Annotated in this window: 20 protein-coding genes and 4 pseudogenes; 19 read left to right on the top strand and 5 right to left on the bottom strand. The window is 68.6% G+C overall.

Going from position 1 to position 26329, the window contains the following annotated elements; all coding sequences use genetic code 11:
* Positions 1–419 precede the first annotated feature (419 nt).
* The 7 genes and pseudogenes from OG574_RS49080 to OG574_RS49050 all read left to right on the top strand — a co-directional run.
* On the top strand, positions 420–1667 hold the full coding sequence (locus tag OG574_RS49080; protein WP_442816961.1) for an IS701 family transposase: 1248 nt from the start codon (positions 420–422) through the stop codon (positions 1665–1667).
* Between the two features lie 138 nt (positions 1668–1805).
* A protein-coding gene (locus OG574_RS49075) for an IS5 family transposase (protein ID WP_326778892.1) occupies positions 1806–2623 on the top strand; the annotation gives its coding sequence in 2 pieces (ribosomal slippage) (positions 1806–2145 and positions 2145–2623; 819 coding nt in all).
* Positions 2624–2805: 182 nt separating this feature from the next.
* Positions 2806–3783, top strand: a pseudogene (locus OG574_RS49070) (tyrosine-type recombinase/integrase).
* A gap of 185 nt (positions 3784–3968) precedes the next feature.
* Positions 3969–4700 (top strand): TetR/AcrR family transcriptional regulator, encoded by a 732-nt coding sequence (locus tag OG574_RS49065; RefSeq protein WP_326778891.1) that lies wholly within the window; start codon positions 3969–3971, stop codon positions 4698–4700.
* A 44-nt stretch (positions 4701–4744) separates the two neighbouring features.
* Positions 4745–5953, top strand: coding sequence for an MFS transporter (locus OG574_RS49060; RefSeq protein WP_326778890.1), 1209 nt, complete (start codon positions 4745–4747; stop codon positions 5951–5953).
* 22 nt (positions 5954–5975) lie between these two features.
* Positions 5976–7109: an epoxide hydrolase family protein gene (locus OG574_RS49055; RefSeq protein WP_326778889.1), complete on the top strand. Its 1134-nt coding sequence runs from the start codon at positions 5976–5978 to the stop codon at positions 7107–7109.
* A gap of 211 nt (positions 7110–7320) precedes the next feature.
* Positions 7321–7788 (top strand): annotated as a pseudogene (locus OG574_RS49050) (IclR family transcriptional regulator); the annotation flags it as partial.
* Between the two features lie 4 nt (positions 7789–7792).
* On the opposite strand, the gene OG574_RS49045 reads toward OG574_RS49050, so the two are convergent.
* The gene (locus tag OG574_RS49045; RefSeq protein ID WP_326778888.1) at positions 7793–9388 is read right to left on the bottom strand and encodes an MFS transporter; all 1596 of its coding nucleotides are present in this window, start codon (positions 9386–9388) and stop codon (positions 7793–7795) included.
* 34 nt (positions 9389–9422) lie between these two features.
* Positions 9423–10787: an alpha/beta hydrolase gene (locus OG574_RS49040; RefSeq protein ID WP_326778887.1), complete on the bottom strand. Its 1365-nt coding sequence runs from the start codon at positions 10785–10787 to the stop codon at positions 9423–9425.
* 369 nt (positions 10788–11156) lie between these two features.
* Here OG574_RS49040 and OG574_RS49035 point away from each other — a divergent pair, with 369 nt between their 5' ends.
* The gene (locus OG574_RS49035; protein WP_326778886.1) at positions 11157–11546 is read left to right on the top strand and encodes a DUF6009 family protein; all 390 of its coding nucleotides are present in this window, start codon (positions 11157–11159) and stop codon (positions 11544–11546) included.
* A 182-nt stretch (positions 11547–11728) separates the two neighbouring features.
* Here the strand turns inward: OG574_RS49035 and OG574_RS49030 are convergent, their stop codons facing one another.
* A complete protein-coding gene (locus OG574_RS49030) occupies positions 11729–12481 on the bottom strand; it encodes an HpcH/HpaI aldolase family protein (RefSeq protein ID WP_326778885.1) in 753 nt (250 codons plus the stop codon).
* A 181-nt stretch (positions 12482–12662) separates the two neighbouring features.
* On the opposite strand from OG574_RS49030, the pseudogene OG574_RS49025 reads away from it, so the two are divergent.
* Both OG574_RS49025 and OG574_RS49020 read left to right on the top strand, forming a co-directional pair.
* Positions 12663–13124 (top strand): annotated as a pseudogene (locus OG574_RS49025) (SDR family oxidoreductase); the annotation flags it as partial.
* Positions 13125–13217: 93 nt separating this feature from the next.
* On the top strand, positions 13218–14189 hold the full coding sequence (locus tag OG574_RS49020; RefSeq protein ID WP_326779444.1) for an aldo/keto reductase: 972 nt from the start codon (positions 13218–13220) through the stop codon (positions 14187–14189).
* Between the two features lie 146 nt (positions 14190–14335).
* Here OG574_RS49020 and OG574_RS49015 read toward each other — a convergent pair whose 3' ends face one another.
* Positions 14336–14962 (bottom strand): type III effector protein, encoded by a 627-nt coding sequence (locus OG574_RS49015; protein ID WP_326778884.1) that lies wholly within the window; start codon positions 14960–14962, stop codon positions 14336–14338.
* A gap of 126 nt (positions 14963–15088) precedes the next feature.
* Here OG574_RS49015 and OG574_RS49010 point away from each other — a divergent pair, with 126 nt between their 5' ends.
* From OG574_RS49010 to OG574_RS48980, 7 genes are all read left to right on the top strand, one after another.
* The gene (locus OG574_RS49010) at positions 15089–15523 is read left to right on the top strand and encodes an Hsp20/alpha crystallin family protein (protein WP_326778883.1); all 435 of its coding nucleotides are present in this window, start codon (positions 15089–15091) and stop codon (positions 15521–15523) included.
* Between the two features lie 113 nt (positions 15524–15636).
* The gene (locus tag OG574_RS49005) at positions 15637–16026 is read left to right on the top strand and encodes a DUF2267 domain-containing protein (RefSeq protein ID WP_326778882.1); all 390 of its coding nucleotides are present in this window, start codon (positions 15637–15639) and stop codon (positions 16024–16026) included.
* Positions 16027–16131: 105 nt separating this feature from the next.
* Positions 16132–16566, top strand: a complete 435-nt coding sequence (locus tag OG574_RS49000) for a DUF2267 domain-containing protein (RefSeq protein WP_326778881.1) — start codon at positions 16132–16134, stop codon at positions 16564–16566.
* 1147 nt (positions 16567–17713) lie between these two features.
* Entirely contained in the window at positions 17714–18052 is a 339-nt protein-coding gene (locus OG574_RS48995) for a MerR family transcriptional regulator (protein ID WP_326778880.1), read from the top strand.
* Positions 18053–18266: 214 nt separating this feature from the next.
* Positions 18267–19784, top strand: a complete 1518-nt coding sequence (locus OG574_RS48990; RefSeq protein ID WP_442816960.1) for an ISL3 family transposase — start codon at positions 18267–18269, stop codon at positions 19782–19784.
* Positions 19785–20156: 372 nt separating this feature from the next.
* Entirely contained in the window at positions 20157–20681 is a 525-nt protein-coding gene (locus tag OG574_RS48985; RefSeq protein ID WP_266569686.1) for a hypothetical protein, read from the top strand.
* 397 nt (positions 20682–21078) lie between these two features.
* The gene (locus OG574_RS48980) at positions 21079–23586 is read left to right on the top strand and encodes a glycosyl hydrolase (RefSeq protein WP_442816970.1); all 2508 of its coding nucleotides are present in this window, start codon (positions 21079–21081) and stop codon (positions 23584–23586) included.
* 331 nt (positions 23587–23917) lie between these two features.
* Here the strand turns inward: OG574_RS48980 and tnpA are convergent, their stop codons facing one another.
* Positions 23918–24349, bottom strand: a complete 432-nt coding sequence (gene tnpA / locus OG574_RS48975; protein ID WP_326771376.1) for an IS200/IS605 family transposase — start codon at positions 24347–24349, stop codon at positions 23918–23920.
* 26 nt (positions 24350–24375) lie between these two features.
* Here tnpA and OG574_RS48970 point away from each other — a divergent pair, with 26 nt between their 5' ends.
* Positions 24376–25695, top strand: a complete 1320-nt coding sequence (locus OG574_RS48970) for an RNA-guided endonuclease InsQ/TnpB family protein (protein WP_326778878.1) — start codon at positions 24376–24378, stop codon at positions 25693–25695.
* Between the two features lie 46 nt (positions 25696–25741).
* A pseudogene (locus OG574_RS48965) lies at positions 25742–25942 on the top strand (DUF4037 domain-containing protein); the annotation flags it as partial.
* Between the last annotated feature and the right edge of the window lie 387 nt (positions 25943–26329).

The raw sequence follows: 26329 nt of genomic DNA, 5'->3' as shown, positions 1-26329 counted from the left end.
GTCTGTCAGGGCAGGAGGATGCGGTGGCGGAGGAGGTCGAATCCGGCGCGTCCCATTCACGAGCGCACGCGACGATGCGGCGCTGCCGTTCGGTCAGAGTGTGCGGTGCGATGGTGCTCATAGATTTCAGTAGAGCGCGTGTTCGATGTTTTGGGCGAGTCGCCGGGGTCGACAAGATCGGAATTTTTGTGACTGTGCGCCACACTTGGCCACTCTGCTGCTCATGCTTCAACGCGCTGGGCGGGCCCGGGGCTTCCGGATCTTCAGTCAAGCGATGTGAGCCTAGGGCTGTGGAGTGTGGAGGCGCTCCAGGCGGCCTTCAATGATCTCACTCATCCTGCCCCGCTCCTGGCTGGCTTGGGCCCTTAGTACTCCAGTGAGATTTCGTGTCCTGAGCTGCTGTTTGTCGTTGTTCGGGTATGGACGTGATACCTGAAGTCGATTGTTGGAAGGCCGAGTTGGAGTCGGTTTTGGCTCGGGTGGCGGGCCGGTTCGGGCGGGCGGATCTGCGGTGGCGGATGCGTGACTACGTGCGGGGACTCATGGCGCCGGTCGGGCGGAAGAACGGCTGGCAGCTGGCCGAGTGGGCCGGCCACCGTGATCCGGCGGGCCTGCAGCACCTGCTGAACGGTGCCCGCTGGGACGCCGATGCCGTTCGCGACGACGTGCGGGACTATGTCGCCGAGCGGCTCGGCCCGGGCGGGGTGCTGATCATCGATGACACCGGGTTCGTCAAGAAGGGCACCACCTCGGCCGGGGTGGGCCGGCAGTACACCGGAACCTCGGGCAAGATCGACAACTGTCAGATCGGCGTGTTCGCCGCCTACGCCACCAGCTCGGGCCGGGCCCTGGTGGACCGGGAGCTCTACCTACCGAAAGCCTGGACCTCCGACCGCGAGCGGTGCCGGGCAGCGAAAATCCCTGATGAACGCGGCTTTGCCACCAAGGGCGAGCTGGCCCGGGAGATCGTGCGCCGCTGCCTGGCCGCGGGCCTCCCGGCCGCCTGGGTGACCGCGGACGAGGCTTATGGGCAGGACTGGAACTTCCGCCGCCTGCTCGAGCAGCTCGGCCTCGGTTACGTGGTTGCGGTGCCCAAGTCCCAGCAGATCAAGTCCCTAGCCGGCTGCTGGCGCATCGACCAGCTCATCGACGAAGCCCCCGCCGATGCCTGGCAGCGGCTGTCCTGCGGTGACGGGGCGAAGGGCCCGCGCGTCTATGACTGGGCCGCGGCGAAACTGCCCGCCAACATCATTTTCGACTCAGATCCGCCGACCCATAATCGCTGGGTGCTGGCCCGCCACAGCCTGTCCGACCCCACCGAGATTGCCTACTACCTTGCCCACGCACCCGTCGGCATCGAGATCGACGAACTCGCCCGGATCGCCGGCAGTCGGTGGGCAGTCGAGGAATGCTTCCAGGCCGCGAAGAACGAGTGCGGCCTGGACGAGTACGAGGTCCGCCGCTATCCGGGCTGGTATCGGCACATCACCCTGGCCATGCTCGCGCATGCCTTCCTGACCGCCCTGGCTGCCCAAGAGGCCCACCGGGAAACCGCAGAAACGAACCGACCAGCCTCGTCTCCCTCACCGTGGCGGAAATCCGACGGCTCCTGGACACTCTGCTGCCCCACCCCAGACCCGAACTCAACCAGCGTCAGCATGCCCTGAGATGGTCCCGCTGGCGCAGACGCCACCAAGCCATCGCCCAACGATGCCACTACCGGAAAAGAGCCAGCTCAGGACACCAAATCTGACTGGAGTATTAGACGGTGTCCTACATGGTGAGGCTGGGTAGTGCTCCTCAACATGGGTCAGGGGACGTGGAGTTGGATTGTTCCAGACGGGCTGTGGGAGATCGCCAGGCCGTTGATTCCGGCGGATCGGGTGCGGCCGCAGGGTGGCGGAAAGCAGAACACGCCTGATGAGACGCTGTTCGCCGCGATCATCTACGTACTGGTCAGCGGTTGCGCCTGGCGGGCGTTGCCGCCGTGTTTTGGGGTGTCGAAGTCGACGGTGCACCGGCGGTTCATGATCTGGTCGAGAGCCGGTGTGTGGGGTCGGCTGCACGAGGCGGTTGTGCACCGGCTGGACGATGCCGGCCTCGTCGATGTCTCCCGTGTCGTGCTGGACTCCGCGCACGTGCGGGCAAAAAAGGGGGCGAACACGCAGGTCCGAGCCCCGTGGACCGGGGCAAGCCGGGTTCCAAGATGCACATCCTGTCGGACGCGAACGGGCTGCCCCTCATCGTTGGTCTCTCCGCCGCCAACGTCCACGACAGCCTCGCGCTGAAACCCATGGTCGCAGGTCACCAAACGAGACATGACCCCTACCGCGGACGCTACTTCAAGCCACAACGCCTTCACGCCGACAAGGCCTACGACATCCCTCACCTGCGGCGATGGCTCTGGGGCAAGCACATCGGGGTCCGCATCGCCCGCAAGGGTGTCGAGTCCAGCGAACGATTAGGGCGCCGCAGGTGGGTGATCGAGCGGACGATGTCGTGGCTCACGGGCTACCGCAGACTCAGCCCTCGTTACGAGCGCCAACCCGCCAACTATCTGGCCTTTCTCGGCCTCGCCGCAGCCCTCTGCTGCTACAAACGGCTCCTCAAACTCACCATGTAGGACACCGTCTAAGCCCTCGTCACCCCTGGTGGGCGGCTGACGGAGCATCGGCAGCGAATGCGATTTGAAGTCTTCCCGCAGATAACGCCCTATTATCTGCGGGACGGCCGACCGCGACCTGCGGGAACGGCTCGGGGGCCGTGCGTGAAGAGGCCCTGTTCTCTGCGGCAAGAGGGGAAGCAGTGCCGACGCTCGTACGACTGCCCGCCGGGAAGGCGTTGACCGTACGGAGCGCGGCGGATGCGTTCCTCGACTCGCTCGGCAACGCGAACACGGTCCGCAACTAAGGGATCGGGGTCGGCAAGACTGCCGAATGGCTCGGCGAGGCCCGCCCGCTCGCCACGATCGCGGACGACGAGATCGGCGGCGCCCTCGAAGAGCTGTGGGGCGAGGCGGCGGTCAACACCTGGAACGCCCGGCGGGCGTCGGTGCTGTCGTGGCTGGGCTGGTGCGGCGAGTACGGGCACAACGGCCCGAAGGTGCCGGCGTGGGCGAAGCGGATGACTCCGCCGGACTCTGAGACCCCGGCCCGCTCGAAGATGGCCATCGACCGGCTGATCGCCCGCCGCAATGTCCATCTCCGGGAGAAGACCCTGTGGCGGATGCTCTACGAAACGGTCGCGCGGTCGGAGGAGATCCTCGGAGTCAACATCGAGGAGTTGGACCTCGCCGGGCGCCGGGCCCCGGTGAAGGCCAAGGGCGCCCGGCCGGGCACCCGGCGCCGCGGCGCGATGCGCGAGGACTTCGTGCTGGAGACCGTGTACTGGGACGCGGGCACCGCCCGGCTGCTGCCCCGCCTGCTCAAGGGCCGTACGCGCGGGTCGGTGTTCGTCACCCACCGCAGGCCGGGCCCAGGCAAGGTCCTCGCGCCGCGCGACGTGTGCCCGGACACCGGGCTGGTCCGGCTGTCGTACGGGCAGGCCCGCATGTTGCTGGACGAGCACACCGCCCTCGGCGGCAAAAGTGGCACGGGTTGGGATCTGCACGAGTGGCGGCATTCCGGGCTCACGCACCTCGGCGAGGCGGGGGCGAGCCTGCTGATGCTGATGGCGAAGTCCCGGCACAAGAAGCCCGAGAACGTACGGAAGTACTTCCATCCCTCCCCGGAGGCGATCGCCGAAGTCACCAGCCTGCTCGCGCCGGGTGACAGCAGGCGCTGATCCGGGGCGGCCGCTGGCGGAGCTTGGATCGTGTGGTGGCTGCCGATGTGGATGTCGAGTGCGCCCAACCGGAAGTCGCAGTGCTTCCTTCGGCCAGGCGGGGCTGAGGCGAGCGTGAGGGTAGCCGTCCGGACCGCAGACCATGGCGAACGGCCGGTTGTGTGCATGCCGAAGGTGCAGGTGTGATGCCGCGGCGTGGCGGCTGTGAGCATCCATTGATTTGTACATCTGTTCTTAAGGCTTGTACGTTTGTACGCATGGTGCACATCGAACCGCCGTCGGCGGAGCCTCCCGAAGGTGAAACGGCCAAGGAAGCGGTCGGCGGTGAGCGCCGGGCCTCCGGTGGATCAGGTGGTGGGCGGCGGACCCGTCGCAACGACCCCGGCCGGAAGACGCACATCCTGGACGCCACTCTCGACGTCATTGCGGATCATGGGGTGGCCGGGACGACGCATCGGCACATCGCTGCCCGGGCCGGCGTGCCGCTCGGGTCGATCACCTATCACTTCGCCAGCTTGACCGATCTCCAGACGCAGGCGTTCGCCCGGCATGTCGAGCTGCAGTCCGCGGTGTTCGAGAATTTGTTCCAGAGCGTCGAGACGCACGAGCAATTCGTGGAGGTCCTGGTCGATCTCGTCCACGGAGGTCCTGCTAGGCACCGCAGTGCGGTCCTCGGCTTCGAGCTGCACCTGGCGGCGCTCCGCAACCCCGGACTGCGAGCCCTGACGCAGGAATGGACGGCGGACAGCCGCACTGTTCTGGCCCGTTTCACCGGCCCGGACAGCGCCGCCCGCCTGGACGCCCTGCTTGAGGGAATGATCATGCATGCTCTGCTCACAACCGCGCCGGAGTCGCGCGAGAGGACGCGGGACGCGATCGACCAGACTCTCGGCCCAGCCGGCCGGCCGGGATCGTGACCAGAGCGTCTGCAGCCGTCCTGACGGCGCCAACAGGCCGAGAGGTGACGGCCGGTGCGAGGGCAACCTACGCGGTCTTCGCCGGTCTGGGGCTCGCCGGATCGACGTGGTCCTCCCGGCTCCCCCAGATCCGCACGCAGCTGCACCTCGACCCGGCATCACTGGGACTCCTGCTGCTCACCATCGCCGTCGGCGGCGTGATCGTGCTGCCCCTGTCGGGACCTGTCGTCACACGCATCGGCCCCCGCCAGGCCATCACCGCCGTGGCACTGCTCGTCAGCGCGAGCCTCGGCGTCATCGCGCTCGGATACCCCTTCTCAACATCCCTGCTGGTGGCCGGACTGTTCCTGCTCGGCGCGGCTACGGGCTTCTGGGATGTCGCGATGACCGTGCACGCCGCGTCCGTCGAACGGCAGCTCGGCCGTCCCGTCATGCCACGCTTCTTTGCCGCGTTCAGCCTCGGTACGGTCGCCGGTGCCGCGGTCGGTGTGCTGATGACCGCGCTGCGGGTCCCGGTAAGCATCCATGTGGCCGTGGTCGCAGCGGTCATCGCCGGGACGATACCCGCGGTGACACGGCACTTCCTTCCTGAGCACGCCGCGCACCCCACCGCAGTGCCACCGCCGGTGAAAATGTCCCGCTCGGGTCTGGGCGCGTGGCGAGAACCGCGCACCGTGGCGGTCGGGCTCGTCGCACTGGCCTTCGCGGTCGCGGAAGGGGCGGGCAGTAACTGGGTCAGCGTCTCGGTCATCGACCGTCACCACGTCACCGCCACGATCGGCACGCTGGCGTACGCCTCGTTCCTCACCGCGCTCACCGCCGGCCGCTGGCTCGGGCCAGCGGTCCTCCACCGGTTCGGACGGGTCACTGTCCTTCGGACAGCCGCCGCCGTCACCGCCACCGGCGTCGCCCTTTTCGCGCTTGGGCCGTCCACTGGACTGGCGTTCGCGGGAAGTCTGCTCTGGGGGATGGGTGCGGCGCTCGGCTTTCCGATCAGCATGAGTGCCGGGGCCGACGAGCCCGCTCGTACCGCCGGCCGCGTCAGCGTCATCACCTCTATCGGATACTGCGGCTTCGTCGGCGGACCGCCCCTCATCGGATTCCTCGCAAACCAGACCACCGTCGGGCACGCCCTGCTCGTCATCGCAATCCTCATGGCCCTGTCCGCTGTGATAGCAGGTACCACCCGCCGGTCCCCCGAAAAGCGCACGCAGAGCGGCTCCGGCGCCCAGGCACGCACCGCTGTCATGTGAGAACGAAACCTTGGAGACTCCTATGACCCGCCACGCGCCCGTGATCGCCGTCCCCGAGGCCGAGCTGAACGAGCTGCGCTCACGGCTGCTCAACACACGCTGGCCGACCCCCTGGCCCGCCACCGGCTGGGAGACCGGCACCGACTCCGGCGAACTACGACGCCTCGTCACATACTGGGCCTCCGACTACGACTGGCGTACCCACGAAGCCACCATCAACGCCCTGCCGTCTCACCTCGCAGACATCGACGGAACCCCCGTCCACTACCTGCGCTTCGACGGCGAACACCCCGGCTCCCTGCCGATCGTCCTGACCAACGGGTGGCCCAGTTCCTTCATCGAAATGACCACCCTCGCCCGCCGGCTGGCCACGCCTTCGCGGTACGGGGGTGACGCCGCCGACGCGTTCACTGTCATCGTCCCCTCGCTGCCCGGATTCGCCTTCTCACCTCAGCGGCCCTCGCTCGCGAAGCAGCCGCAGACACATGAGATCTGGCACCGGCTCATGCACGACGAACTCGGCTTCGCCCGCTACGCCGCGCACGGGGGCGACCTGGGTGCCGGCATCACCTCCCGGCTCGGCGAGGCTCACCCCGAGGCCTTGGTGGGCATCCATCTGATGGCGATCGCCAGTCCGGTCGCCTACGACGCGGCCGGTGTCACCCCAGAGGAGCAGGAGTACCTCGATTCCGTCGCGGGGTGGTCCGCGGAAGAGGGCGGGTACCTGCACGAACAGAGCACCCGCCCTCTCACGCTGAGCTATGGTCTGGCCGACTCGCCGACCGGGCTGCTTGCCTGGATCGTCGAGAAGTACCGTGCGTGGAGCGATTGCGGTGGTGACCTGTCGTCCCGGTTCAGCGACGACTTCCTCCTCACGCAGGCGTCGCTCTACTGGTTCACCCACACCATCTCGACCTCCTTCCGGCCCTACTACGAATACGCCCAGCGGCTGACGAGGCGGGTGGAGCGGGTAAACGTGCCCACGGCCCTCGCCCTGTTCCCAGCCGACCTCACCCAGCCGCCCCGCAGCTGGGCCGAGCGCACGTACAACATCACGAGGTACACCCGCATGCCCCGTGGCGGACACTTCGCCGCCCACGAAGAACCCGAGCTCCTCGCGCACGACCTCACCGAGTTCTTCCGCGCACACCGGTGAACACCGAAACCCGTGAGAGTTCTTGAGCCTCAGCACCAACGCGCCGGAGCCGATCGACTTACCGGTCGTCGTCGGCCTCGGGAGTGTCAGTTGAACGTCGTCGTCTGAGTGTCAGTGGCGCAGGCGCAGCGATCTGGTCGTTGACGTTGACGGGTGGTGCTCACTCGTTGCTGGCATGAGTGACGAAGGGTCATGTCATTCTCACTCCGACGAGGCGACCCACGAGAACGTGCACCTCGCGGTGCGCGACGGCCTCGACGTCGTCTACATCGAGCGGCTCTCCGGCCGCCACGCGGTCGGCGTGCGCAGCCGCGTCGGGGCGCGCTGGCCGCTGCACGCGACGGGCGTCGGACTCGTCCTCCTCGCCCACAGTGCCAGGACCTTCCAGGACCAGGTCTGCGACCGGCCGCTCGCCTCCTTCACCCCGCACACCCTGTCCGACCCCGTCCGGCTGCGCCGCGCCCTGGCCGAGGTGCGGCGCACCGGCTGCGCGGTGGCCGACCGTCAGATCACGGACGACGCGGTCTCGGTGGCCGCGCCCGTGCGCGGGCCTGGGGGCGACGTCGTGGCCGCGGTCTCGCTCGTGGTCCCCTCGGCCGGGACACAGCCGCACTCGCTGATCCCGGCCGTACGACTCGCGGGGCGCGGTATCTCGCGCGCGCTGGGCTGGCGGCCCTGAGGAGTCAGGGAGAGACCGCGCCGACGTCCGGCAGGGCGGTGGCGGCCGAACCGTCGGCGTCCCGCGCGGTTGTGTCCGTGCCCTTCCGGCGCCGCAGCGCGACGAGCACGAGGAGCGCCGACAGCGCCGCGGCTCCGCCGCAGACCACGAACCCGATTGAGTAGCCGTGGCCCAGCGCCGCGAGGGCGTAGGGTCCCGCCGCCCCAGGAGGGGAGCCGGCCGGTACCGAGTTCAGGGCGAGCGGCCCGCCCTCGGCGAGGACCTCCCCGGCCGCCGCCTTCGCGCCCGGCGCCAGGTCCGACGTACCGATCGCGCCGTCGAGGCGGGACGCCGCCCGGCTGAGTGCCACCGCGCCGATGACCGCGGGACCAAGTGTGAAGCCGAAGTCGCGCAGCAGGTTCGTCGAGGCGCTGGCCATGCCCGCGAGGTGGGCGGGGGCCGCGTTGACGGCGGTCGCCGTGACGGAGGAGACGGTGAAGGCGAAGCCCACCCCGACCAGGCCGAGCGGCAGGATCAGCGACGGCAGGGCCCGGTCGGTCACCCGCAGCGCGGCGGCCGCGAAGTCGCCCGCGGCCATCAGCGCCAGGCCCCCGGCGAGCAGCAGGCGCGGCGCCACACGGGTGAGCAGTCGTGTGGTGAGCGGGGTGAGGAACGGGGTGATGCCGTTGAGCAGCAGAAAGGCGAACGCGGTGCGCAGCGGGCTCTGGTGCTGGATCGGGCCGAGCCGGATGCTGGCGGCGTACGCGGTGCCCAGGAAGGCGAACATGCCCACCACGGTGACGACGGAGGCCACCGCGAACGACCGGTCGGCGAACAGGTCGAGGCGCAGCAGCGGTGAGCGCGTCCGCCGTTCCGCGACGACGAACAGGCCGAGGAAGACGACGGCGACCAGGAAGGCGGTCACCACGGGCACGGAACCCCAGCCGTCCATCGGTCCCTGGATGACCCCGTAGAGCAGGGCGAACGCCCCCACGCCGATGGTGATCTGGCCGCCGATGTCCAGCGAACGGCCCTCGGGCGCATGAGAGTCGTGGGCGAGCAGCAGGCTGGTGAGGGCGCTCACCGCCGCTATGCCCGTCACCACGACGAAGGCCCACCGCCAGGAGCCGTAGTTCCCGGTGATGCCCCCGAGCAGCGGGGCGAGGAAGCCGCCCGCGGACAGGCTGGACGCCCACAGGGCGATGGCGCGGGTCCGGCTCGCCGCGGTGGTGCTGCCCGCGGCGATCATCGCCAGCGAGGTGGGGAACAGCGCCGCCGCGCCGAGCCCGGCCAGCGCCTGCCCCGCCCAGAGCTGATGCACCCCCTCACTGGCGGCGGCCACCGACTCGCCGATGCCGAGCAGCACGGCGCCGCCGACGAGCAGCCTCTTGCGCCCGAAGAGGTCGCCGAGGACGCCGAAGGTCAGTTCCAGGACGGTGACGGGGAGCAAGAACGCGTCGGATATCCAGGTCAGCTGGGAGCCGACCGGGTGCAGATGTTCCTGGAACAGGCCGTTGAGGGTGGCGGGAAGGGCGATGCCGATCTGGGCGAGGCAGACCGCGAGACATCCGGCGATCAGGGTTCCGGCGGTGAAGCGGCCGGTGATTCTTCGTGCGGGCATGGGATATCCCTTGGTCGAAGGTTCGGGGAACGGTTCAGTGGGAGCGGGCCGCGCCGTTCAACTCGCCCGGCCGGTACGGGACATACGCGGCGTCTCCCAGGTGCAGTCCGAGCGCGGCATGCTGCAGGGCCGCGGGCCGCTCGGCGCCGTCCCAGCGTCCGAGGGCGACCCTGCGGTCGATCGCGTGCACCGCGGCGACGGTCTCCGCGGTAGTGAAGGTGCAGTGCCCGGGGCGCGCGACGTACGCCTGCCGCAGCAGGGCCCCGTCCCCGCCCGCCCTCACCCGGTCCGCGAACGCGTTCTCCTGCTCCACGGGTACGAGGTTGTCGGCGACGGTGTGCACGTCGAGCAGCGGTACACCGAGGCCCTGCCCCGCCGACGAGGTGCGCCGCGCGGCGGCCACCGCGGCCGGATCGGCCACCGTCCGGGGCCCTGCCGCGAGCACGTCGAGGTCGGTGCGCAGGTCGATCCCCGCGGCGCGATACAACTCCCGTACCTGTGGGGCGTGTTCGGAGCGGGCCAGCAGGGCGGCGTAGTCGGTGCCGGCGTTCCCCGAGTTGTTGCCGCCCACCGACTGCTCCATCGCGTACCGGCCGCCCTCGATGAACGTCAGCAGGCCCTGGGCCAACCACGCGTATTGCTGCTCCTCCTGCGCCACCGCATCGTGCGGTGCAGGGGGCTTCGCGCCGGACGACCAGGCGGGCAGGTTGAGGTATGCGGCGGCGAGCGCGATGCGGGCCCGGCCCTCCGCCGTGCCCTGCGCGGACGTCACGGCCGCGGTGAGCCGGTCCGCGGTGGCCGACGCCTCGGCCGCGTCGGCGAACCCGGTGAGCCGGACCTCCTGCCCGGGCAGCAGCAGCCTGGCGAGCGTGTACTCCGTGTTGAGCTGATAGGTGTCGAGGTCGGTGCCGCCGGCGACCAGGCCGCACATGCCGAGCGCTCCGTCGACGCGGCCACCGCCGTCGCGGGCGATCCGGGCGTTGACCAGGCCACCCATCGACTGCCCCACGGAGAGGGTGCGCGCCGGGCGGGCCACCGCGGCGGCGAACGCGTCGAGCGTGGCGAACTGGTCGCGCTCGGCGCTCTCCAGAGCCCACATGGAGCCGTGCGGATCGTAGGAGGAGCCCGCCAACGCGTAACCCTCGGCAAGGAGTTGGGAGCGCACCGCGGGGGTGGGCGCGTCTTGGGCGACAGTCGGGCCGAAGCCGTGCGAGAAGAGGACGAGGGTTCCGTTCCAGTGGGCGGGGACGTCCGCGATCCAGGTCGCGTCATCGGCCAGGGTTCCGGTCACGTGCCGGGCGGCCTCCGCGATGTCGGCCTCGGCGGCGGCCGGGGCCGCGAGGGTGAGGAGCAGCGCGGCGCCGAGCGCGGCGAGGGTACGGGGCAAGGGTGCAGGCACGATGAGGCGCTCCGTTCTGCGGGGGTTCCGAGGGAGGGCGGGGGTGTCGCCGGGGAGTGCCGGCGAATGCGTGGAATGTAGAGCGCAATAATTGTGGAGGTCAATGATTAGGGACCTCCGACATTCTCCGGCTTCCGCCCGGCGGAAGAGCCGTTGCCGGGGACTCGTCCCCGGCACGACGCTGGTGGCACACCACGGCACGGCGAAGCAGAGCCGCTTCGCCCTTCAGGGACGGGAGTGCCATGTCCGAGTTCGGCGAGCTCCCCATCGTGCCCGAGTGGCTGCTCGATGCGGTCCTGGAGCGCGCCCTGCACCTGGTCGCCGACGAGCTCGAGGCGTTCGCGTCCGTCCCGCAGCGCGTGGTCTCGCGTGCGTGGTGGCCCCCGTCGAAGTGGCCGGATTTCCCGGGCGTCGCCATGCTGCTGGAGGCCCGCCGGGAGCGCTGGAGCCGACCTCGACTACGTCCGCCAGGCCCTCGACAAGCTCAGCACCCACAAGGGCAAGCCGCGCTACGAGCGCGACGGCCGACTCATCGGCTACACCAACCTCACCCCCAAAGCGCTGCGCAGCGCCGACAGCGGCCCTTTCGCCCGCCGCACCTTCCATTTGCTGCCGCATGATCGACCCAACCGGCTCGACGACCCCGAATGCCCCTACCGAGTCGGCTCACCGCTCGCAGCCGTCGATCCCTGCACTCTCGAAGCAGGAAAGACCGCGCGGTCCCAGGGCACTGCGGAGATGGTCCCCGCAAGCCCCTGACGACCACTGCCGCAGCGGACCGTGTCGTCCTTGCCGTCGCGTCCGTCTTCGGCAGCGCCAGCAGTACGCATGAGCCCCGAACTGCAACGCCCCCGTTCGGGCGGGAGGGGGCGATTCGTCATGCCCGCGTACGAGCCGCCCTGGGCTGAGTTGACGCTGAGTACACCGTGGCTGATGTCAACTCAGCCGCGCAGGCTGAGTGCCGAGCGGGCGGCAGCGCGGGCCGCTTCGGACAGGAACAGCGAGTCGGCGGCCAGGAAGAAGAGTCCGACACCATCGGCGTGCCACTGGTCGATGCGGCCGGGATCCAGCTGGAACAGACCGGCCGTGCGGTGGTGTGTCCGAGCCGCCCGCACCACCGAGCGCAGCGCGGACTCCAGCGCCTGCCCTGTGGCGCCGATCGCCACCGAGAGGTCACCGGGAGCGGCGTAGAGAGCGTCGATGCCGTGCACCGCCGCGATGGCCTCCGCATGGCCGAGGGCGGCCGGGTTCTCCACCTGGGCCACGAGCAGAAGATCGTCGTTGGCACGGGCCATGTAGCTGGCCAGGTCCTGGTTAAACCAGGACGCGCGCCCGGGGTAACCGCCGCGTTCGCCCAGCGGCGGATAGCGCGTGGCACGCACCGCCCGCTCCGCGTCGGCCGCGGTGTCGATCCGGGGCACGACGACCCCGGCCGCCCCGCTGTCCAGCGCGGCGGCGATCAGCTCGGGGCGGTTGTCGGCGACCCGTACTAGCGCGGGCCGGCCCGCGACATCGACGGCACGAACCAAGGACTCCACGCCCGCGCGGCCGACGGGAGAGTGCTCCGTGTCGATGCACACGAAGTCGAACCCTGAGGAAGCCACCATCTCCACCACGCTCGGGTCCGGGATGGTGCATAAGGTGCCGACGAGGGGGTTGCCGTTCGCCAGACGGTCCACGTGGCTCTCGCTCATGCCCCAGACTCCGGGATGACCAGGCCGAATGCGCGCAATCGGGGAATGCAGACCGCCAAACAGGCCTCCACCGAGGCCGCGTCCGTCCGCACCAAGAGGTCCTCGTGGAACGGGGCTCCGCTCGCGACAAACGTCCACGGCCTCACGCCCTCGCGCATCCGCTCGGCATCGGCCTTGAAAAGCACCCGATGAGTCGGCCGAGAACTTCGACCGCGTCAACGCCGTCAATCTGCGCGGCGTGTGGGCCGCGCAGAAGCATGAACTGCGCCAGATGCGCACCCAGGGCTCCGGCGCGATCGTCAACTGCTCTTCCCTGGGCGGGCTGGTCGGCCTGCCCGAGCGCGCCGCTTACCACGCCTCCAAGCATGGCGTGATCGGCCTGACCAAGAGCGCCGCCGTCGAATACGCCCCCAAGGGAATCCGCATCAACGCCATCTTCCCCGGCGTGATCGAGACCCCGATGGTCGCCGACATGCTCGAAGGCCAGGCCGAGGCTATGGCCGAGATCATGAAGCAGCAGCCCATCGGACGCCTCGGCCAAGCCGAAGAGGTAGCCGCCGCAGCCCTGTGGCTGTGCAGCCCGGCCGCCAGCTTCGTCATCGGCGTCGCGCTCCCCGTCGACGGCGGATACACCACCCACTGACAACAACACTGGCCTTACCGACGCCGGTCTGGAGTGGGGCGCCCCCGAGATGGGCGCCCCGGTGAGGCAGCAATTCCTCCTAGGAGCATGACCATGCAATACGTCCGCCTCGGTACCACCGGTCTGAAGGTGAGCCAGCTCGCCCTGGGCTGCATGAGCTACGGCGACCCGACCGTTCCCGGCGCCCATCCCTGGGCGCTGACCGAGGACAAGGCCGCGCCGTTCTTCCGGCAGGCCGTCGAGCTGGGCCTCACCTTCTGGGACACCGCCAACGTCTACCAGGCCGGCACCTCCGAGGAGATCGTCGGCCGCGCCATCCGCGAGTACTCCCGCCGCGAGGACATCGTCCTGGCCACGAAAGTCCGCGGCAAGATGCACGACGGCCCCGGCGGCGAGGGCCCGTCCCGTAAGGCGATCCTGGAAAAGGTCGACGCCTCCCTGACCCGCCTTGGCACGGACTACATCGACCTGTACCAGGTCCACCGCTTCGACGACGAGACACCGGTCGAGGAGACGATGGAGGCCCTGCACGACGTCGTCAAGGCTGGCAAGGTCCGCTACCTCGGCGTCTCCTCGATGTACGGCTGGCAGTTCGCCAAACTTCAGCACGCCGCCGACCTCGGCGGGTGGACCCGCTTCGTGTCCATGCAGAACCAGTACAACCTGCTGCGCCGCCAGGACGAGCCCGAACTGATGGCCATGTGCGGCGACATGGGCGTGGGACTTGTGCCGTACTCCCCGAATGGCAAGGGGCGTCTCGCGCGCCCCGTCGGCGAGCAGAGCACCCGCTCCACCACCGACCACGTCGTGCAGTCCTTCGACAATCCGCACGACGAACCCGTCATCAATGCCGTACAGCAACTCGCCGAAACCCGCGGCGTGCCCATGGCCCAGATCGCCCTCGCCTGGGTGCGGCGTAACCCGCTGATCTCCGCCCCCATCGTGGGCGCTACCAATTCCCACCACCTTCAGCAGGCCGTGGACGCACTCACGCTCGAGCTGACCGACGAGGAGGCGGCGTCCCTGGAGAACCCGTACGTCAACGCCGGACCCTCCTGGTTCTGACTCAGGCCGACGGGTGTTGCCGCAACAAGCCGGAAGTTCAGGAGCCCAACTGTCGTCCTTGACCCGGGCGCCCGCGAGCGTCGCCTGCTGGCATGGTCTCGCGTTCACGGCGCGGTCTGCGATTTCCCTTGCCGGCGCGCTTTTGGCTAACGGTCGTCGCTGCGGCCGGTGCGGCGCGTGAGTGCTTCGATGCGTGCTGCCAGTTCGGGGTGGCCGGCCTTGAGGTGGATGTGGGTGTCGGCGAGTGGGTTGATGAGGTGGGCGGCGTCGTTGTCGGCGAGGGCTTCGGTGAGGCGGGCCAGCGGCGGCTGGGCCTGGGTGGGGAGGTCGGTGAGGGCGGTGATCTGGCCGGCGAGCTGTCGCAGGTCGGCGGCGTTGGTCCGGGCCCAGGCGGTGAGAGTGCGGTGGGCGGCGCGGTCGCTGCGGGTGGCTTGTACGCGTTGTTCTCTGGTGGTGCCGGGGGCTCCGGGGCGTACGCGCAGGTAGCGTCGCTCCGCGGCCTGGCGGCTGGCGACGCCCAGGGGGTGGGCGAGGTCGGCCCAGCTGGTGCCGGCGGCGCGGGCTGCCTCGATCAGGCCAGGTTCCCATTCCGCGAGCTGTTCGCGCAGTTCACGCAGGAGGAGGAGCGCGGCCAGGGCCTGGTCCCCACTGGCTTGCCCGTCCTGCGGGTGTTGGCCGGTCTGGGCGGCGCGGACGGCGTCGTCGATGGTGCTCAGCGCTGCCGCGGCGGCGGGGAACGAGGTGGGGGCACGGCGCTTGGGAGAAGCGGCCATGGAGATCCTCTCAGGCGCGTCACCCTTTGGATGACGTTTCGCTTGTCATCGGTTGGATGACATGTTACAACGGTGTCAGGTGAAGCGCATTGGCAGTTTCTGCCAGACCTGTGGAGGTGTTTCGTGATGTTGATGCGCACTGACCCGTTCCGCGAACTCGACCGGCTCGCCCAGCAGTTGACGGGGGTGACCGGCACCTGGTCCAGGCCCTCGGCGATGCCGATGGACGCCTACCGCGAGGGCGAGGAGTACGTGATCGCCCTCGACCTGCCCGGTGTCGCCAAGGATGCGATCGACATCGACGTCGAGCGGAACATGCTCACCGTCAGGGCCGAGCGCCGCCCGGCCGCGAAGGCGGACGACGTGCAGATGGAGCTCTCGGAGCGGCCTCTGGGCGTCTTCTCCCGGCAGCTGGTGCTGGCCGACACCCTGGACACCGAGCGCATCACCGCCGACTACGAAGCAGGGGTGCTGACACTGCGCATCCCGATCGCCGAGCGCGCCAAGCCTCGCAAGATCGCAATCGGCGGGGAGTCCGACCACAGGCAGATCAGCGGCTGAGGAGCCAGCTCCCGACCGCACCTACGGCGGAGGACGGGCCTCGACCTCTCCTTTCAGCCCCGTCCTCCGCACTCCGTCCTTCGCGCAACGATGCAGAAGGAGAAGTGGTGGCCATGCGATGGGAAGCATTCCTCGGCCACGTGCAGGAAAGCGGTAAGTACGCCACCCCCCAGGAAGCCGAACGCTCCGCACGCACCGTTCTGGCGCTGCTGGGCGCGCATCTGGTGGGTGAAGTCCGGGCCGAGCTGGCTGCCCGCCTCCCGGAGACCTTCGCCGTGATCCTTCTCAACCCGCTGCAGGCCACCGAGCCGCTCTCGCCCGAGCGGTTTGTGCGAGCGACTGCGGCGTGGATCGAGGGAGCCACCGAGCAGACCGCGACCTGGGACGTCAGCGCCGTACTGAGCGTGACCGCCGATGCGGCCGGCGAGGACCTCACCGACCGCATCCTGCTCCAACTGCCCCCGGGATACGACCTCCTCTTCGGCCATCCCGAACCCACCTAAGCCCGTGAGCGTGCGCCGCTCACACAAATTAGCGGGGCAGGCCAGCCAACGTTGGCCCACCCTGCCGGCTAAAACGCCCTTGAACGAGAAAGGCAACCACCTCCGATGCTTCCGCTGCGTGAATCGACCGCTGCCCGGCCCGGCATGACGTTTCAGCAGATGGTGGAAAGAATCCGCTACGAAGGCGCGTATCCCACCCGGGAGCGGGCCGAAGACGTCACGCGCACCGTGCTGGCGGCCCTGGGCCGCCAGCTCACCGGCAACGAACGCGTCGACCTCGCCGCCTGCCTCCCCTCAGAGGCCGCACACGTCTTCGCAAGCCAGATCCCCGACTGTCAGCCACTCACCGGCTGGGGCTTCGTCAAGGACCTGGCCACCCGCACAGCGGCCACCCCCGCGACCGCCCGCTGGGACACCGGAGCCGTCCTCGCTGTCGTCGGCCACCTGGCCGGCGCCGTTCTCCTGGGCCGCATCCTCACCCAGCTTCCGCCCGGATACGCCCTGCTGTTCGGTCAGGCAGAACTCACCCAAGCCGCATGACCATGCCAGGTCCAGGGGAAATGCGCGGGGACTGCTGTGGCGGCTCAGCGCTGTTTGAACGGTGGGGGAGCAGCGGGACGACGTCGGCGTAGCTGGGTGGATACCTCCGCCCGGCGGCGCCGGCCAGCCTGACGCGCTGGCCCATGCCCAGTCGCACCGTGTCTGCGGATTGCTCCCGGATCGGCCAGGGCCTGCCTGGCCGTCACTGGTCGGCGCACCGCGACCGCGTCCGCCTCGGGCTCCCGCCTGGCAGTGCTTCATGATCCAACACCTGGGGGTGGGGTCACCTCCCAACCGGCCCTCATGGCCGTGGGGCCGGCAGTGCAGCCCTCGGCGCGACGGACTTGGTCGTCAGTGCAGGTGGCGGGCCTTGCTCTCGCCCCTCTGCTGTTCGATGCCGAATATCTCACCGTCGACCACGCAGAAATCTATGTTGACCGGAGTAGACATTGGGTGGCGGTGTGGCTATGGTTTCTCTCGTAGCCGAGATCGAGCAGGGCCTGGCAGAGACGAACTGCCGGTCAGTAGTACATGCAGTTGCAGTTGGCAGGACGGTGCGGTGGCGGAGTTTCGAAGCCAGGGTTGTTGCAGGACGGCGACGGGACTGGCGACCGGACCGGGCGGCTCGCAGTAATCAGGGGCCGCCGTGGCAGTACCCGTAAGTGCAGTTCGCAGTACTCAGCAGTGAAGTCAGTGAGCAGTACCTCGGTGAAGGCGTCAGCTGCGGGCGCGCGTGCCGGGAGGTTCGGCAGTGGGGTTCTAAGCCAGAGCAGATGCAGGACGGGCGACGGGGCTGGCTGCCGAAGAGTGGCGCTGTTCGAGGCCACGAGCAGTTCGTAGTACCAGCAGTACGCAGTTCCGCAGTTCCCGTTTGGTAAGTAGTTGATCAAGAGGGAAGAACGGAGGAGTTGAGCGCCATCAGGATCGCCCGGGTGGAGTGTTGAGCCCGGGTACCGCAGGACATCGATAGTGAGGTGGTCTCCGGTCAAGCAACCGCGATCCCCGCATTCCCGACAACTCCCAGGTCGGGTCAGCGGACACAGAAGGCCGGCGCAGTACCAGGGCCGGCAGATGGTGTAGCAGTTCCTTCGGGGCCCTGGTGCCATACGGCACCAGGGCCCCTCCACGCGTTCCACAGAGAGGTGTAATGACAGCAGACGATTCATTCGGCCGTCTCGATGACGACGACTACCCCGCCTACACGATGGGCCGGGCCGCCGCCATGCTCGGCACCACCCAGGGCTTCCTGCGTGCCATCGGCGAAGCCCGCCTGATCACCCCGCTGCGCTCCGAGGGCGGCCACCGCCGCTACTCCCGCTACCAGCTGCGCATCGCGGCCCGCGCGCGTGAGCTTGTCGATCAGGGCACCCCCGTCGAGGCCGCCTGCCGCATCGTCATCCTCGAAGACCAGCTCGAAGAGGCCCAGCGCATCAACGCCGAATACCGCCGCGCCGCCGAATCAGCGAACCCGACGACCGCGGCCTGAGACAGCTGAGACCTGCAACTCTCCCAGGAGCTTCGCGACTGCGTCCCGCGCATGCTGACCGGGACGCACAACGTTCCGGGCAACTTCACCTTCTACAATCACGCCTACCCGGACGCAGTAGCGCGACGTCACGCTGCCGCCCGGGACTGTCCAATCAACGGCCCTGTCTCACTTTCGGTGGTGACGGAGGGTTGGCAGGGTCGTTGACAATCACGTGCGAGATGTCAACGAGCTTGTAGATGTGGTGTTTTCGGGACTGTCGCCGCTGGTCATCGAGGACGTGACCGACGAGGGCGAGCGGATCCTGGTGCGAGCACGGACGCCGGCGAACACGGTGCCGTGCCCGGGCTGCGGGGCGCCGTCCGGGCGGGTGCATGGCTTTCATCTGCGGACGGTGGCCGACGTACCGGTGGACGGGCGACGGGCAGTAGTCCGTGTGCGGGTGCGGCGTCTGGTGTGTCCCACGCGCGGTTGCCGTCACACGTTCCGTGAGCAGGTGCCCGGAGTGCTGGAGCGATACCAGCGCCGCACGGCTCGTCTGACCAGCCAAGTCAAGTCTGTAGTCAAGGAGTTAGCGGGCCGAGCAGGGGCTCGTTTGCCGGCGATACGCGCGGTGGGCGTCTCGCGTCATACCGCCTTGCGCACCCTGCTGCGCATCCCCCTGCCCACCGAGCGAATACCCCGTGTGATCGGCGTCGACGACTTCGCTCTGCGCCGACGGCACCGCTATGCCACCGTGGTGATCGACGCCGAGACCCACAAGCGGATCGACGTGCTGCCCGACCGCACGGCCGACACCCTGGAGACATGGTTGCGCGCTCATCCGGGCGTCGAGGTCGTATGCCGTGACGGCTCCGCGACCTACGCCGAGGCGATTCGCCGTGCCCTGCCCGACGCGGTGCAGGTTGGTGATCGCTGGCATATATGGCACAACCTGTGCGAAGCCGCCCTGAGCGAGGTCAAGGCGCACAGCAACTGCTGGGCCACAGTGCTGGACGCGCCCTTGTATGACGGACCCCGTGCACAGACCACCCTGGAGCGCTGGCACCAGGTCCACGACCTCCTTAACCAGGGCGTGGGCCTGCTCGAATGCGCCCGCCGACTTCAACTGGCTCTGAACACCGTCAAACGCTACGCCCGCGCTGATCGGCCCGAGAGGATGCTCCGCGTCCCCAAGTACCGCGCCAGCCTGGTCGATCCCTACCGCGAGCACCTGCGTAAACAGCGGGCCGAGGACCCCGGCGTCCCCGTCGGGCACCTCTTCGAAGAGATCAAAGCCCTCGGCTTCACGGGCTGCCTCAACCTTCTACACAAGTACATCAACCAAGGCCGCGCGGACGCCGACCGCAGGCTCGCCCGGATGCTCCTCACCAGGCCCGACAACCTCAAGGCCGAGCAGCACGACCTCCTGGCCAAGCTCACCGCTGCCTGCCCCGAGATGACCGAACTGGCCGCTTGCATCAGGGACTTTGCCCCGCTCCTGAAGCACACCGCGGGAAATGCCGACGCGCTCGAGCTCTGGATCACCCAGGTCCACGCTGCCGGTTTGCCGCATCTGGACGCCTTCACTCGGGGTCTGGAGCGCGACCTCGACGCCGTGATCGCCGCGTTCACACTCCCGTACAGCAACGGACCGACCGAGGGCGTCAACACCAAGACCAAGCTGATCGCGCGCCAGATGCACGGCCGCGCGGGCTTCACCCTCCTCCGTCACCGCATCCTCCTCGGATGACATCACCCTTCGTCACCACCGAAAGTGAGACAGGGCCGTTCTTTTTACAGTCCCGCGGCCGGTTCCACCGCCGCCACCTGCTCGCCGAAGCGCGCCGACATCTCGCACTGGTCCTGCGCGGCCGGCGCCGCGAGCCCGGCCTGGACGAGCTGATCGTGCAGGCGGCCCTCGCCACGTACTGCACGGACAGTCGGGCGGCGCGCTCCTCAATCCTGGTCGGTCACGCAACTGCCGCCGCACACGTCGCAGTTGCGGTGAGTCAGCCACGGATTGTTCACCGTTTGGGTCTACCCGCATAGACCCGGGTGGTGGTGTCATGCCGTCAGGCGCCCGGAACTCCGCCCCGGGCCAACACTTGCGGGAGCCCCCCTCATGCGACCGATGCGCCGCCTCACCGCCACTTTTACTGCTGTCGGGATGACCGCCGCCGGCCTGATCCTGGCCACTGGTACAGCAGCCCACGCATCCACCTGCTCGCAGTCCTATCTGCCGCTGTCCGACCCGTCGTGCACGCCGGGTGCTTACAACCCGGATGTCACGCAGTCGACGATCGGCTCCACGATCTGCGTCTCGGGGTGGACCGCGACGGTCCGCCCGCCCACCTCCTACACCAACCCCTTGAAAGCCCAGGGGATCATCGACTACGGGTACGCCGACACCGCCATGACGTCTTACGAGGAGGACCACCTGGTGCCGCTCGAGCTCGGCGGCGCCCCGCGCGACCCGAAGAACCTGTGGCCGGAGCCGTACTCGGGCGGGCAGACCGCACACACCAAGGACGGCACCGAGACCAAGCTGAAGAACGCGGTGTGCAACGGCACGATCACCCTCTCCGCCGCACGCAGCGCCATCAAGAACAACTGGACAACCGCGCTGCAGGTCACCGGAATCGGCTGACCGGACCCGGCACTGCCGACCAGCGAGGCCACCCCCGCCAGGGGTGGCCTTTCATGGTCATCCTCCAGGCCGCCAGCCTCTTATGCGGGTACGAGCCGGGTGGATGTGGCGCGCGCAAGCGGCCTTCGGGCGCGGTGACCGTCTCTGGCTGCGTTGTGGCAGGGGCCTGACAAATATTTGGCTAAATCTCGTACGCGGGACCGGACTTGCGCCAGTGACCGTGATCAGGTCTATCCCGATCGGCTAGACAGGCCGTTCGGGAGGGAACACGGTGGCATCATCTGCCCGTAAGAGACGATGGTTCACGATCTGTGCCATCACTGCATCCGCCGCACTCGTCGCCGTACCGGCAGGCGCAGTGTCCGGTGGCACGCCGAACCCGTTCGGCGTCCGCACGATGGACAGGCTCGCTCATCAGCGCGAGTCGGCTCATGCCCACTTGACCGCCAGCCTGTCGGATGACGACGACGGTAACGAGTCCGATGAGATCGCCGAGGGCGCGGACCAGTTTGCCGAGGCGCGTACCTCCCCGGGCGTGGTCGCGCCAGGCGCGTACGGGGCTGCGTGGAGCAGCTTGGACGGCCTGCGCCGCGCCGGTAGCAGGTGGAAGAACATCACTGATCTGCCGTACAACTCCGACGATTCGCGTTACCGCGACTATGACTCCAACTCAAGCGGTGGCTCCGGTATGGTCACCGGCCGGATGGCCGCGATGGCCGCCGACAATGATGGCTATGTGTACGCGGGCAGCGCGGGAGGCGGCGTCTGGCGCTCGAGTACCGGCGGCGGCCACTGGACGCCCATCAGCGACAAGCTCCCGACGCAGGCCACCGGCGCCCTTACCCTGGACACGGCTGGCCGGCTGTGGCTCGGCACTGGCGAGGCGACCACCAACGCGGACGCCTATCTCGGCAGCGGCGTCTACGTGCTGTCTAGCCCGCACCACGGTTCGTTCTCGACGCGCAGCCGGGTCGGCGGCGACGAGCTGGAGAGCACCACCATCCATCAGCTGCGGTTCGGCGCCGGCAAGGTGTGGGCGGCCACCAGCGAAGGTGTGTGGAGTCACTCCACGATGCGGCTGTCCGGTTCCTGGAAACTGGAGTACGCCCCGAACCCGGACTACCTGCCGGGCCACTCCAAGGCCAACGACCCCGACGCCCCGTACAAGAACATCACCAACGACATCGCCGTCGACCCCAAGGACCCCTCCAAGGTCCTACTCGCGGTCGGCTGGCGCAGCGGTGACGAATACAACGGCTTCTTCGCTCAGCACAACGGCACCTGGCAGAGGGTGACGACCGGCCTGGGCGACCTGCCGTCGGACTCGGCCACCGTCGGCGAGGTCACCTTCGCCGCGTCCGCCGACGGCTCTCGTTACTACGCGATCGACCAGTCGCCGAAGCAGCTCGCGAACAATCCGGACAGCTCGCTGGAGGGCATCTACGTCTCCAAGTCCGGCTCACCGTTCGGCCCTTGGACGAAGACTGCCGACTACCATCAGCTCGCGGCCTCCGGCTCGGCGCTCACCACCGCGGGCTACATGCCCGGCGTGCAGGCCTGGTACAACCAGTTCCTGTCCGTGGACCCGGCGAACGCCGACCACGTGTACGCGGGTCTCGAGGAGGTCTACGAGAGCCAGAACGGCGGTACCCAGTGGTCTACCGTCGGCCCGTACTGGAACTTCAACTTCCCCTGCTGGAACATCGATCCGAGCAAGCAGACCGGTGACTGCAACCCGACCACGCACTCCGACCAGCACGGCATCGCGATCGGCCGTTACCACGGGAAGCCGTACGTCTACGTCGGCAACGACGGCGGCGCGTACAAGCGCCCCGTCCACGGCTCCCAGGACGCGGACGGCCACGCCACCGACTGGACCTCACTGAACGACGGCACCATCGACACCCTGCAGTACTTCTCGGTGGGCATCGGCAAGGACCTCGACCACGGCGGCGTCTCGGTCACCGGCGGACTGCAGGACAACGGCCAGTCGGAACTGCGCAGCAACGACAAGGTGATGGGCTCCAACTTCGGCGGTGACGGTACCGACACGATCACCGACACCGCCAACGGCTGCAACATAGCGCAGGCATACGTCTACCTGCAGATCCAGGTCACCCAGGACTGCGCCGTCAACGATGGCTCCTGGGAGAGCGACCCGTCCAAGGCCACCTCGTACTCCGTCGCCCCGCCAGACAACGCGACCGGCGAGGCTCGCTTCGTCGCTCCCATGTCGGCGGACGCGAAGGACAGCTCGACCTGGGTCGCGGGCGGCCGGCATGTGTGGGTGCAGACCCACGGATACGCCATCCGCAGCAGCACCGAGTGGACGAACGCGTTCGACCTCGGCGAGGGCCACACCGCCACCGCGGTCGCGTCCTCGGGCGGCAAGGTGTACGCGGCGTGGTGCGGCCCCTGCAACAACCAGGGCTTCACCCGCGGCATCGCGGTCGGCAACGCGGACGGCACCGGCTGGCACCAGATCAGCCTGCCGGTGGAGGGCAAGGTACCCAACCGCTATCTGAGCGGCTTCGCCATCGACCCGCAGAACGCCGATCACGCCTACGTCACGGTCAGCGGCTTCTCCCGGCAGTGGACCGAAGGCCCCGGCGCGGGAGTCGGCCATGTCTTCGAGACCAAGGACGGCGGCACCACCTGGAGGGACGTCTCCGGCAACTTCCCGGACGTACCGGCCGACTCCGCGGTCGTCCTGCCGGGCGGCGGGCTCGCGGTCGCGACCGACCTGGGAGTCGTCTACCGCGGCCCGCACACCGCCAAGTGGGAACGGGTCGGCTCACTGCCGGCGGTGGCCGTGCTCCAGCTCAAGATCGGCCCTGACAACAAGCTGTACGCGGCCACCCACGGGCGCGGCATCTACACCATGCCGGTGCGCGAACTGCAATGACCAGCAACCGGTGATCACGGCTCGTCCGGTCGAGGCACCACGCTCAGCCGAAGAGTGAACGCGACAGGCGCCGGACCAACCAGGTCCGGCGCCTTCGCCGACACCAAGACGTCGACCCTCCCGGCACGGACGCAGGCAGGCGTCTTGCGCTGGCCCGCGCCTACGAGATCGTCGCCGCCGCCCACAACCGGCTCGGCCTCACCGACCCGGTCGACCCCACCACGCGCCTCTACCTTTGATCTTGGCCAGTGCTCCGCCGTTTACGGCGGGGGTGAAGGCCATCTCAGGGCTGCTCTGACCCGCGCGTTCGCACGGGTCCGCAGTGTTGTCCTCAGCCGGTGGGGCGCTGCTGGTTCTCGATGTACTGCTTGACGACGGTCAGCGGTGCGCCGCCGCAGGATCCGGCGAAGTAGGAGCCGGACCAGAAGTGTCCGCCCCACAGGTAGCGGCGCACGTGTGCGCTGTGTTCCTGGCGGAGCCTGCGGGAGCTGACGCCCTTGAGGGAGTTGACCAGTTTGGAGAGCTGGACCTTGGGCGGGTAGTGCACAAGCAGGTGGACGTGATCCTGTTCGCCGTTGAACTGCTTCAGGTCGGCTTCGAAGTCCGCGCAGACCTCGCGCATGATCTCCTCAGTGCGCGTCAGCATGGCGTCGGTGAATGCCTTGCGCCGGTACTTGGTAACAAAAACCAAGTGGACATGCAGGTTGTAGACGACGTGGCGCCCGGTGCGCACGTCAGGATTCGGGTTCCATCGTGGTGACATAAGCCAACCGTAGTAGGGTGATTGTCATGGGCGAACTCGTGTGGGAGAAGCGGCAGTTCGGGCATCGCGCCCGGCTGGCGCTGACGCCTGCACAGGTCCGGCTCATGGATGACCAGGCGCACGCGGCACGCGCGATGTGGAATCAGCTCCACGACCTGTGGCGGATGACGCCGAAGTGTCAGCGCGCTCTGACGCGCATGGATCAGGCGTTGCGGCAGGCCCGCAAGGAGATCGACTGGTACGCGGTGCTGCCCGCGCAGGCCGCGCAGGCGGTACTCAAGACGTACTTCCAGGCGTGGCGGAACTGCTGGGACGGGCGTGCGGACGAGCCGAACTTCAAGGCCCGCTTCCGCACGGCATTGTCGGTGGACATCCCGCAGGGCCGGGATCTGCAGATCAAGCGGGTGCACCGACGGTGGGGCATGGTCAACATCCCCAAGGTGGGCCGTGTCCGGTTCCGCTGGACCAAGGACCTCCCCGTCGGCAAGCTCGCCAACAAGGAGAACCGGATCACCGGGGCACGGCTGGTCAAAGACGGGCTCGGCTGGCACATCGCCTTCCGTATCCAGACCCTTGAGCCCAAGCCGGAGCCCCACCAGGGTCCCGAGGTCGGTATCGACGCCGGGGTGCACCTGCCCCTCGCGCTGTCCGACGGCAACCACCAAGACCACGACCGGCCGCCCCGACTCCCGGACGGCACCGCCGACCGGGACAAGTGGCTGAACCCGGATGAGAAGGCCAAACTGCTCCGCCTGGAACAGCGCGCCGCGCACCGCAAGTCCTTCCGCAAGCCGAAAGAGCGCAGCTCGAACCGGCTGCACGCCACCTACGACCAGATCAAGCAGCTCCGCGCAAGAGCCACGCGCCGAGCCACTGACTGGCAGCACAAGACCGCCACCGCCATCGCCAAGCAGTACGGCACGGTCGTGGTGGAGCAGTTGCAGATCACGAACATGGTCAAGTCCGCCAAGGGAACCATCGAGAACCCGGGGAGGAACGTCGCGCAGAAGTCCGGCCTGAACCGTTCCATCAGCCAGGAGGCGTGGGGTCGCACCGTGACGATGCTGACGTACAAAACTGCCCGCAACGGCGGCACCCTGGTCAAGGTTCCCGCCCCGAACACCTCCCTGCGCTGCTCCGCGTGCGGTTTCATCACGCCCGGCAGCCGGGAAGACCAGGCCACGTTCGTATGCAAGAACCCGGACTGCGGATGGTCGGCGAATGCCGACTGGAACGCGGCCCGGAACGTCTTGCACCTGTACCGGATCGGCCTCGTGGCGATCCCGGCTGCCGGGAGGGCAGTCGTCAGGCGCACCCGTGGCGTCAAGCCCGCTGCCGCAAGGTAAGCAGGAATCTCCTTCCTGAGCCTGCGAAGGGAGGAGAGCACTTCAACACGGCAGACCGTTCCAGGTCCTGCACGCCGAACGCTTCACCGCGGCGCTGACCGCCCGCATCACCGACCCGGCCGTCCGCGCACTGCCGCCTACCGGCACGGTCGACCAGTTCACCGACAGCACCGACGCCCTCACCAACCCCTCGCGGGCACGAGCGGTGACCCGGGCCTCGACCCGCACCGGAGCAGTGCCGTCGTGACGTCGTGACCGGGTAGTGATCCGCACGCCGCCACGCACTCCCGCATGCATCACGAGACACCTCGCAGTCTGGAGAACGACGGGCACCGTTCCGTCCTGTGGCGCGACGCCGAGACCGTCCGGTTACAGGCCCGGTCTGATCGGACGGTCACCTCAGCTCTGGTCGGGACTGCCCGCGCTGCGAGGACCGGCAGGCCGACGCCCGTGCCCAGCGCCGTACGATTGCGGCCACCGTCGACGCCGCGATGCCCGGGGCCTGAGAGGCGGAGCGCCGCGCAGCGGCCGGCCGCCGCGCCCGCCCCAGTCGACGTCGACCAGGAGCTCGTCCTCGAGGACCTGACCCGCGATCAAGTCCGCAAATGGCGAGTGCAGGCGATGAAGGACCACC

It is taken from the genome of Streptomyces sp. NBC_01445, from assembly GCF_035918235.1.
Classification (GTDB): Bacteria; Actinomycetota; Actinomycetes; order Streptomycetales; family Streptomycetaceae; genus Streptomyces.
Note: the sequence above shows the minus strand (reverse complement) of the source record. Positions and strands in the feature narration are given on the sequence as shown.

Bases quoted from the DNA above. Each gene is read 5' to 3' on its own strand.
- OG574_RS49010 (WP_326778883.1), top strand. From the start codon at position 15,089: ATGTTGATGCGCACTGACCCGTTCCGCGAACTCGACCGGCTCGCCCAG.
- OG574_RS48970 (WP_326778878.1), top strand. From the start codon at position 24,376: ATGGGCGAACTCGTGTGGGAGAAGCGGCAGTTCGGGCATCGCGCCCGG.
- OG574_RS49065 (WP_326778891.1), top strand. From the start codon at position 3,969: ATGCCGCGGCGTGGCGGCTGTGAGCATCCATTGATTTGTACATCTGTT.
- OG574_RS49045 (WP_326778888.1), bottom strand. From the start codon at position 9,388: ATGCCCGCACGAAGAATCACCGGCCGCTTCACCGCCGGAACCCTGATC.
- tnpA (WP_326771376.1), bottom strand. From the start codon at position 24,349: ATGTCACCACGATGGAACCCGAATCCTGACGTGCGCACCGGGCGCCAC.
- OG574_RS49020 (WP_326779444.1), top strand. From the start codon at position 13,218: ATGCAATACGTCCGCCTCGGTACCACCGGTCTGAAGGTGAGCCAGCTC.
- OG574_RS48980 (WP_442816970.1), top strand. From the start codon at position 21,079: ATGGACAGGCTCGCTCATCAGCGCGAGTCGGCTCATGCCCACTTGACC.
- OG574_RS48985 (WP_266569686.1), top strand. From the start codon at position 20,157: ATGCGACCGATGCGCCGCCTCACCGCCACTTTTACTGCTGTCGGGATG.
- OG574_RS49005 (WP_326778882.1), top strand. From the start codon at position 15,637: ATGCGATGGGAAGCATTCCTCGGCCACGTGCAGGAAAGCGGTAAGTAC.
- OG574_RS49055 (WP_326778889.1), top strand. From the start codon at position 5,976: ATGACCCGCCACGCGCCCGTGATCGCCGTCCCCGAGGCCGAGCTGAAC.
- OG574_RS49030 (WP_326778885.1), bottom strand. From the start codon at position 12,481: ATGAGCGAGAGCCACGTGGACCGTCTGGCGAACGGCAACCCCCTCGTC.
- OG574_RS48995 (WP_326778880.1), top strand. From the start codon at position 17,714: ATGACAGCAGACGATTCATTCGGCCGTCTCGATGACGACGACTACCCC.
- OG574_RS49080 (WP_442816961.1), top strand. From the start codon at position 420: ATGGACGTGATACCTGAAGTCGATTGTTGGAAGGCCGAGTTGGAGTCG.
- OG574_RS49015 (WP_326778884.1), bottom strand. From the start codon at position 14,962: ATGGCCGCTTCTCCCAAGCGCCGTGCCCCCACCTCGTTCCCCGCCGCC.
- OG574_RS49000 (WP_326778881.1), top strand. From the start codon at position 16,132: ATGCTTCCGCTGCGTGAATCGACCGCTGCCCGGCCCGGCATGACGTTT.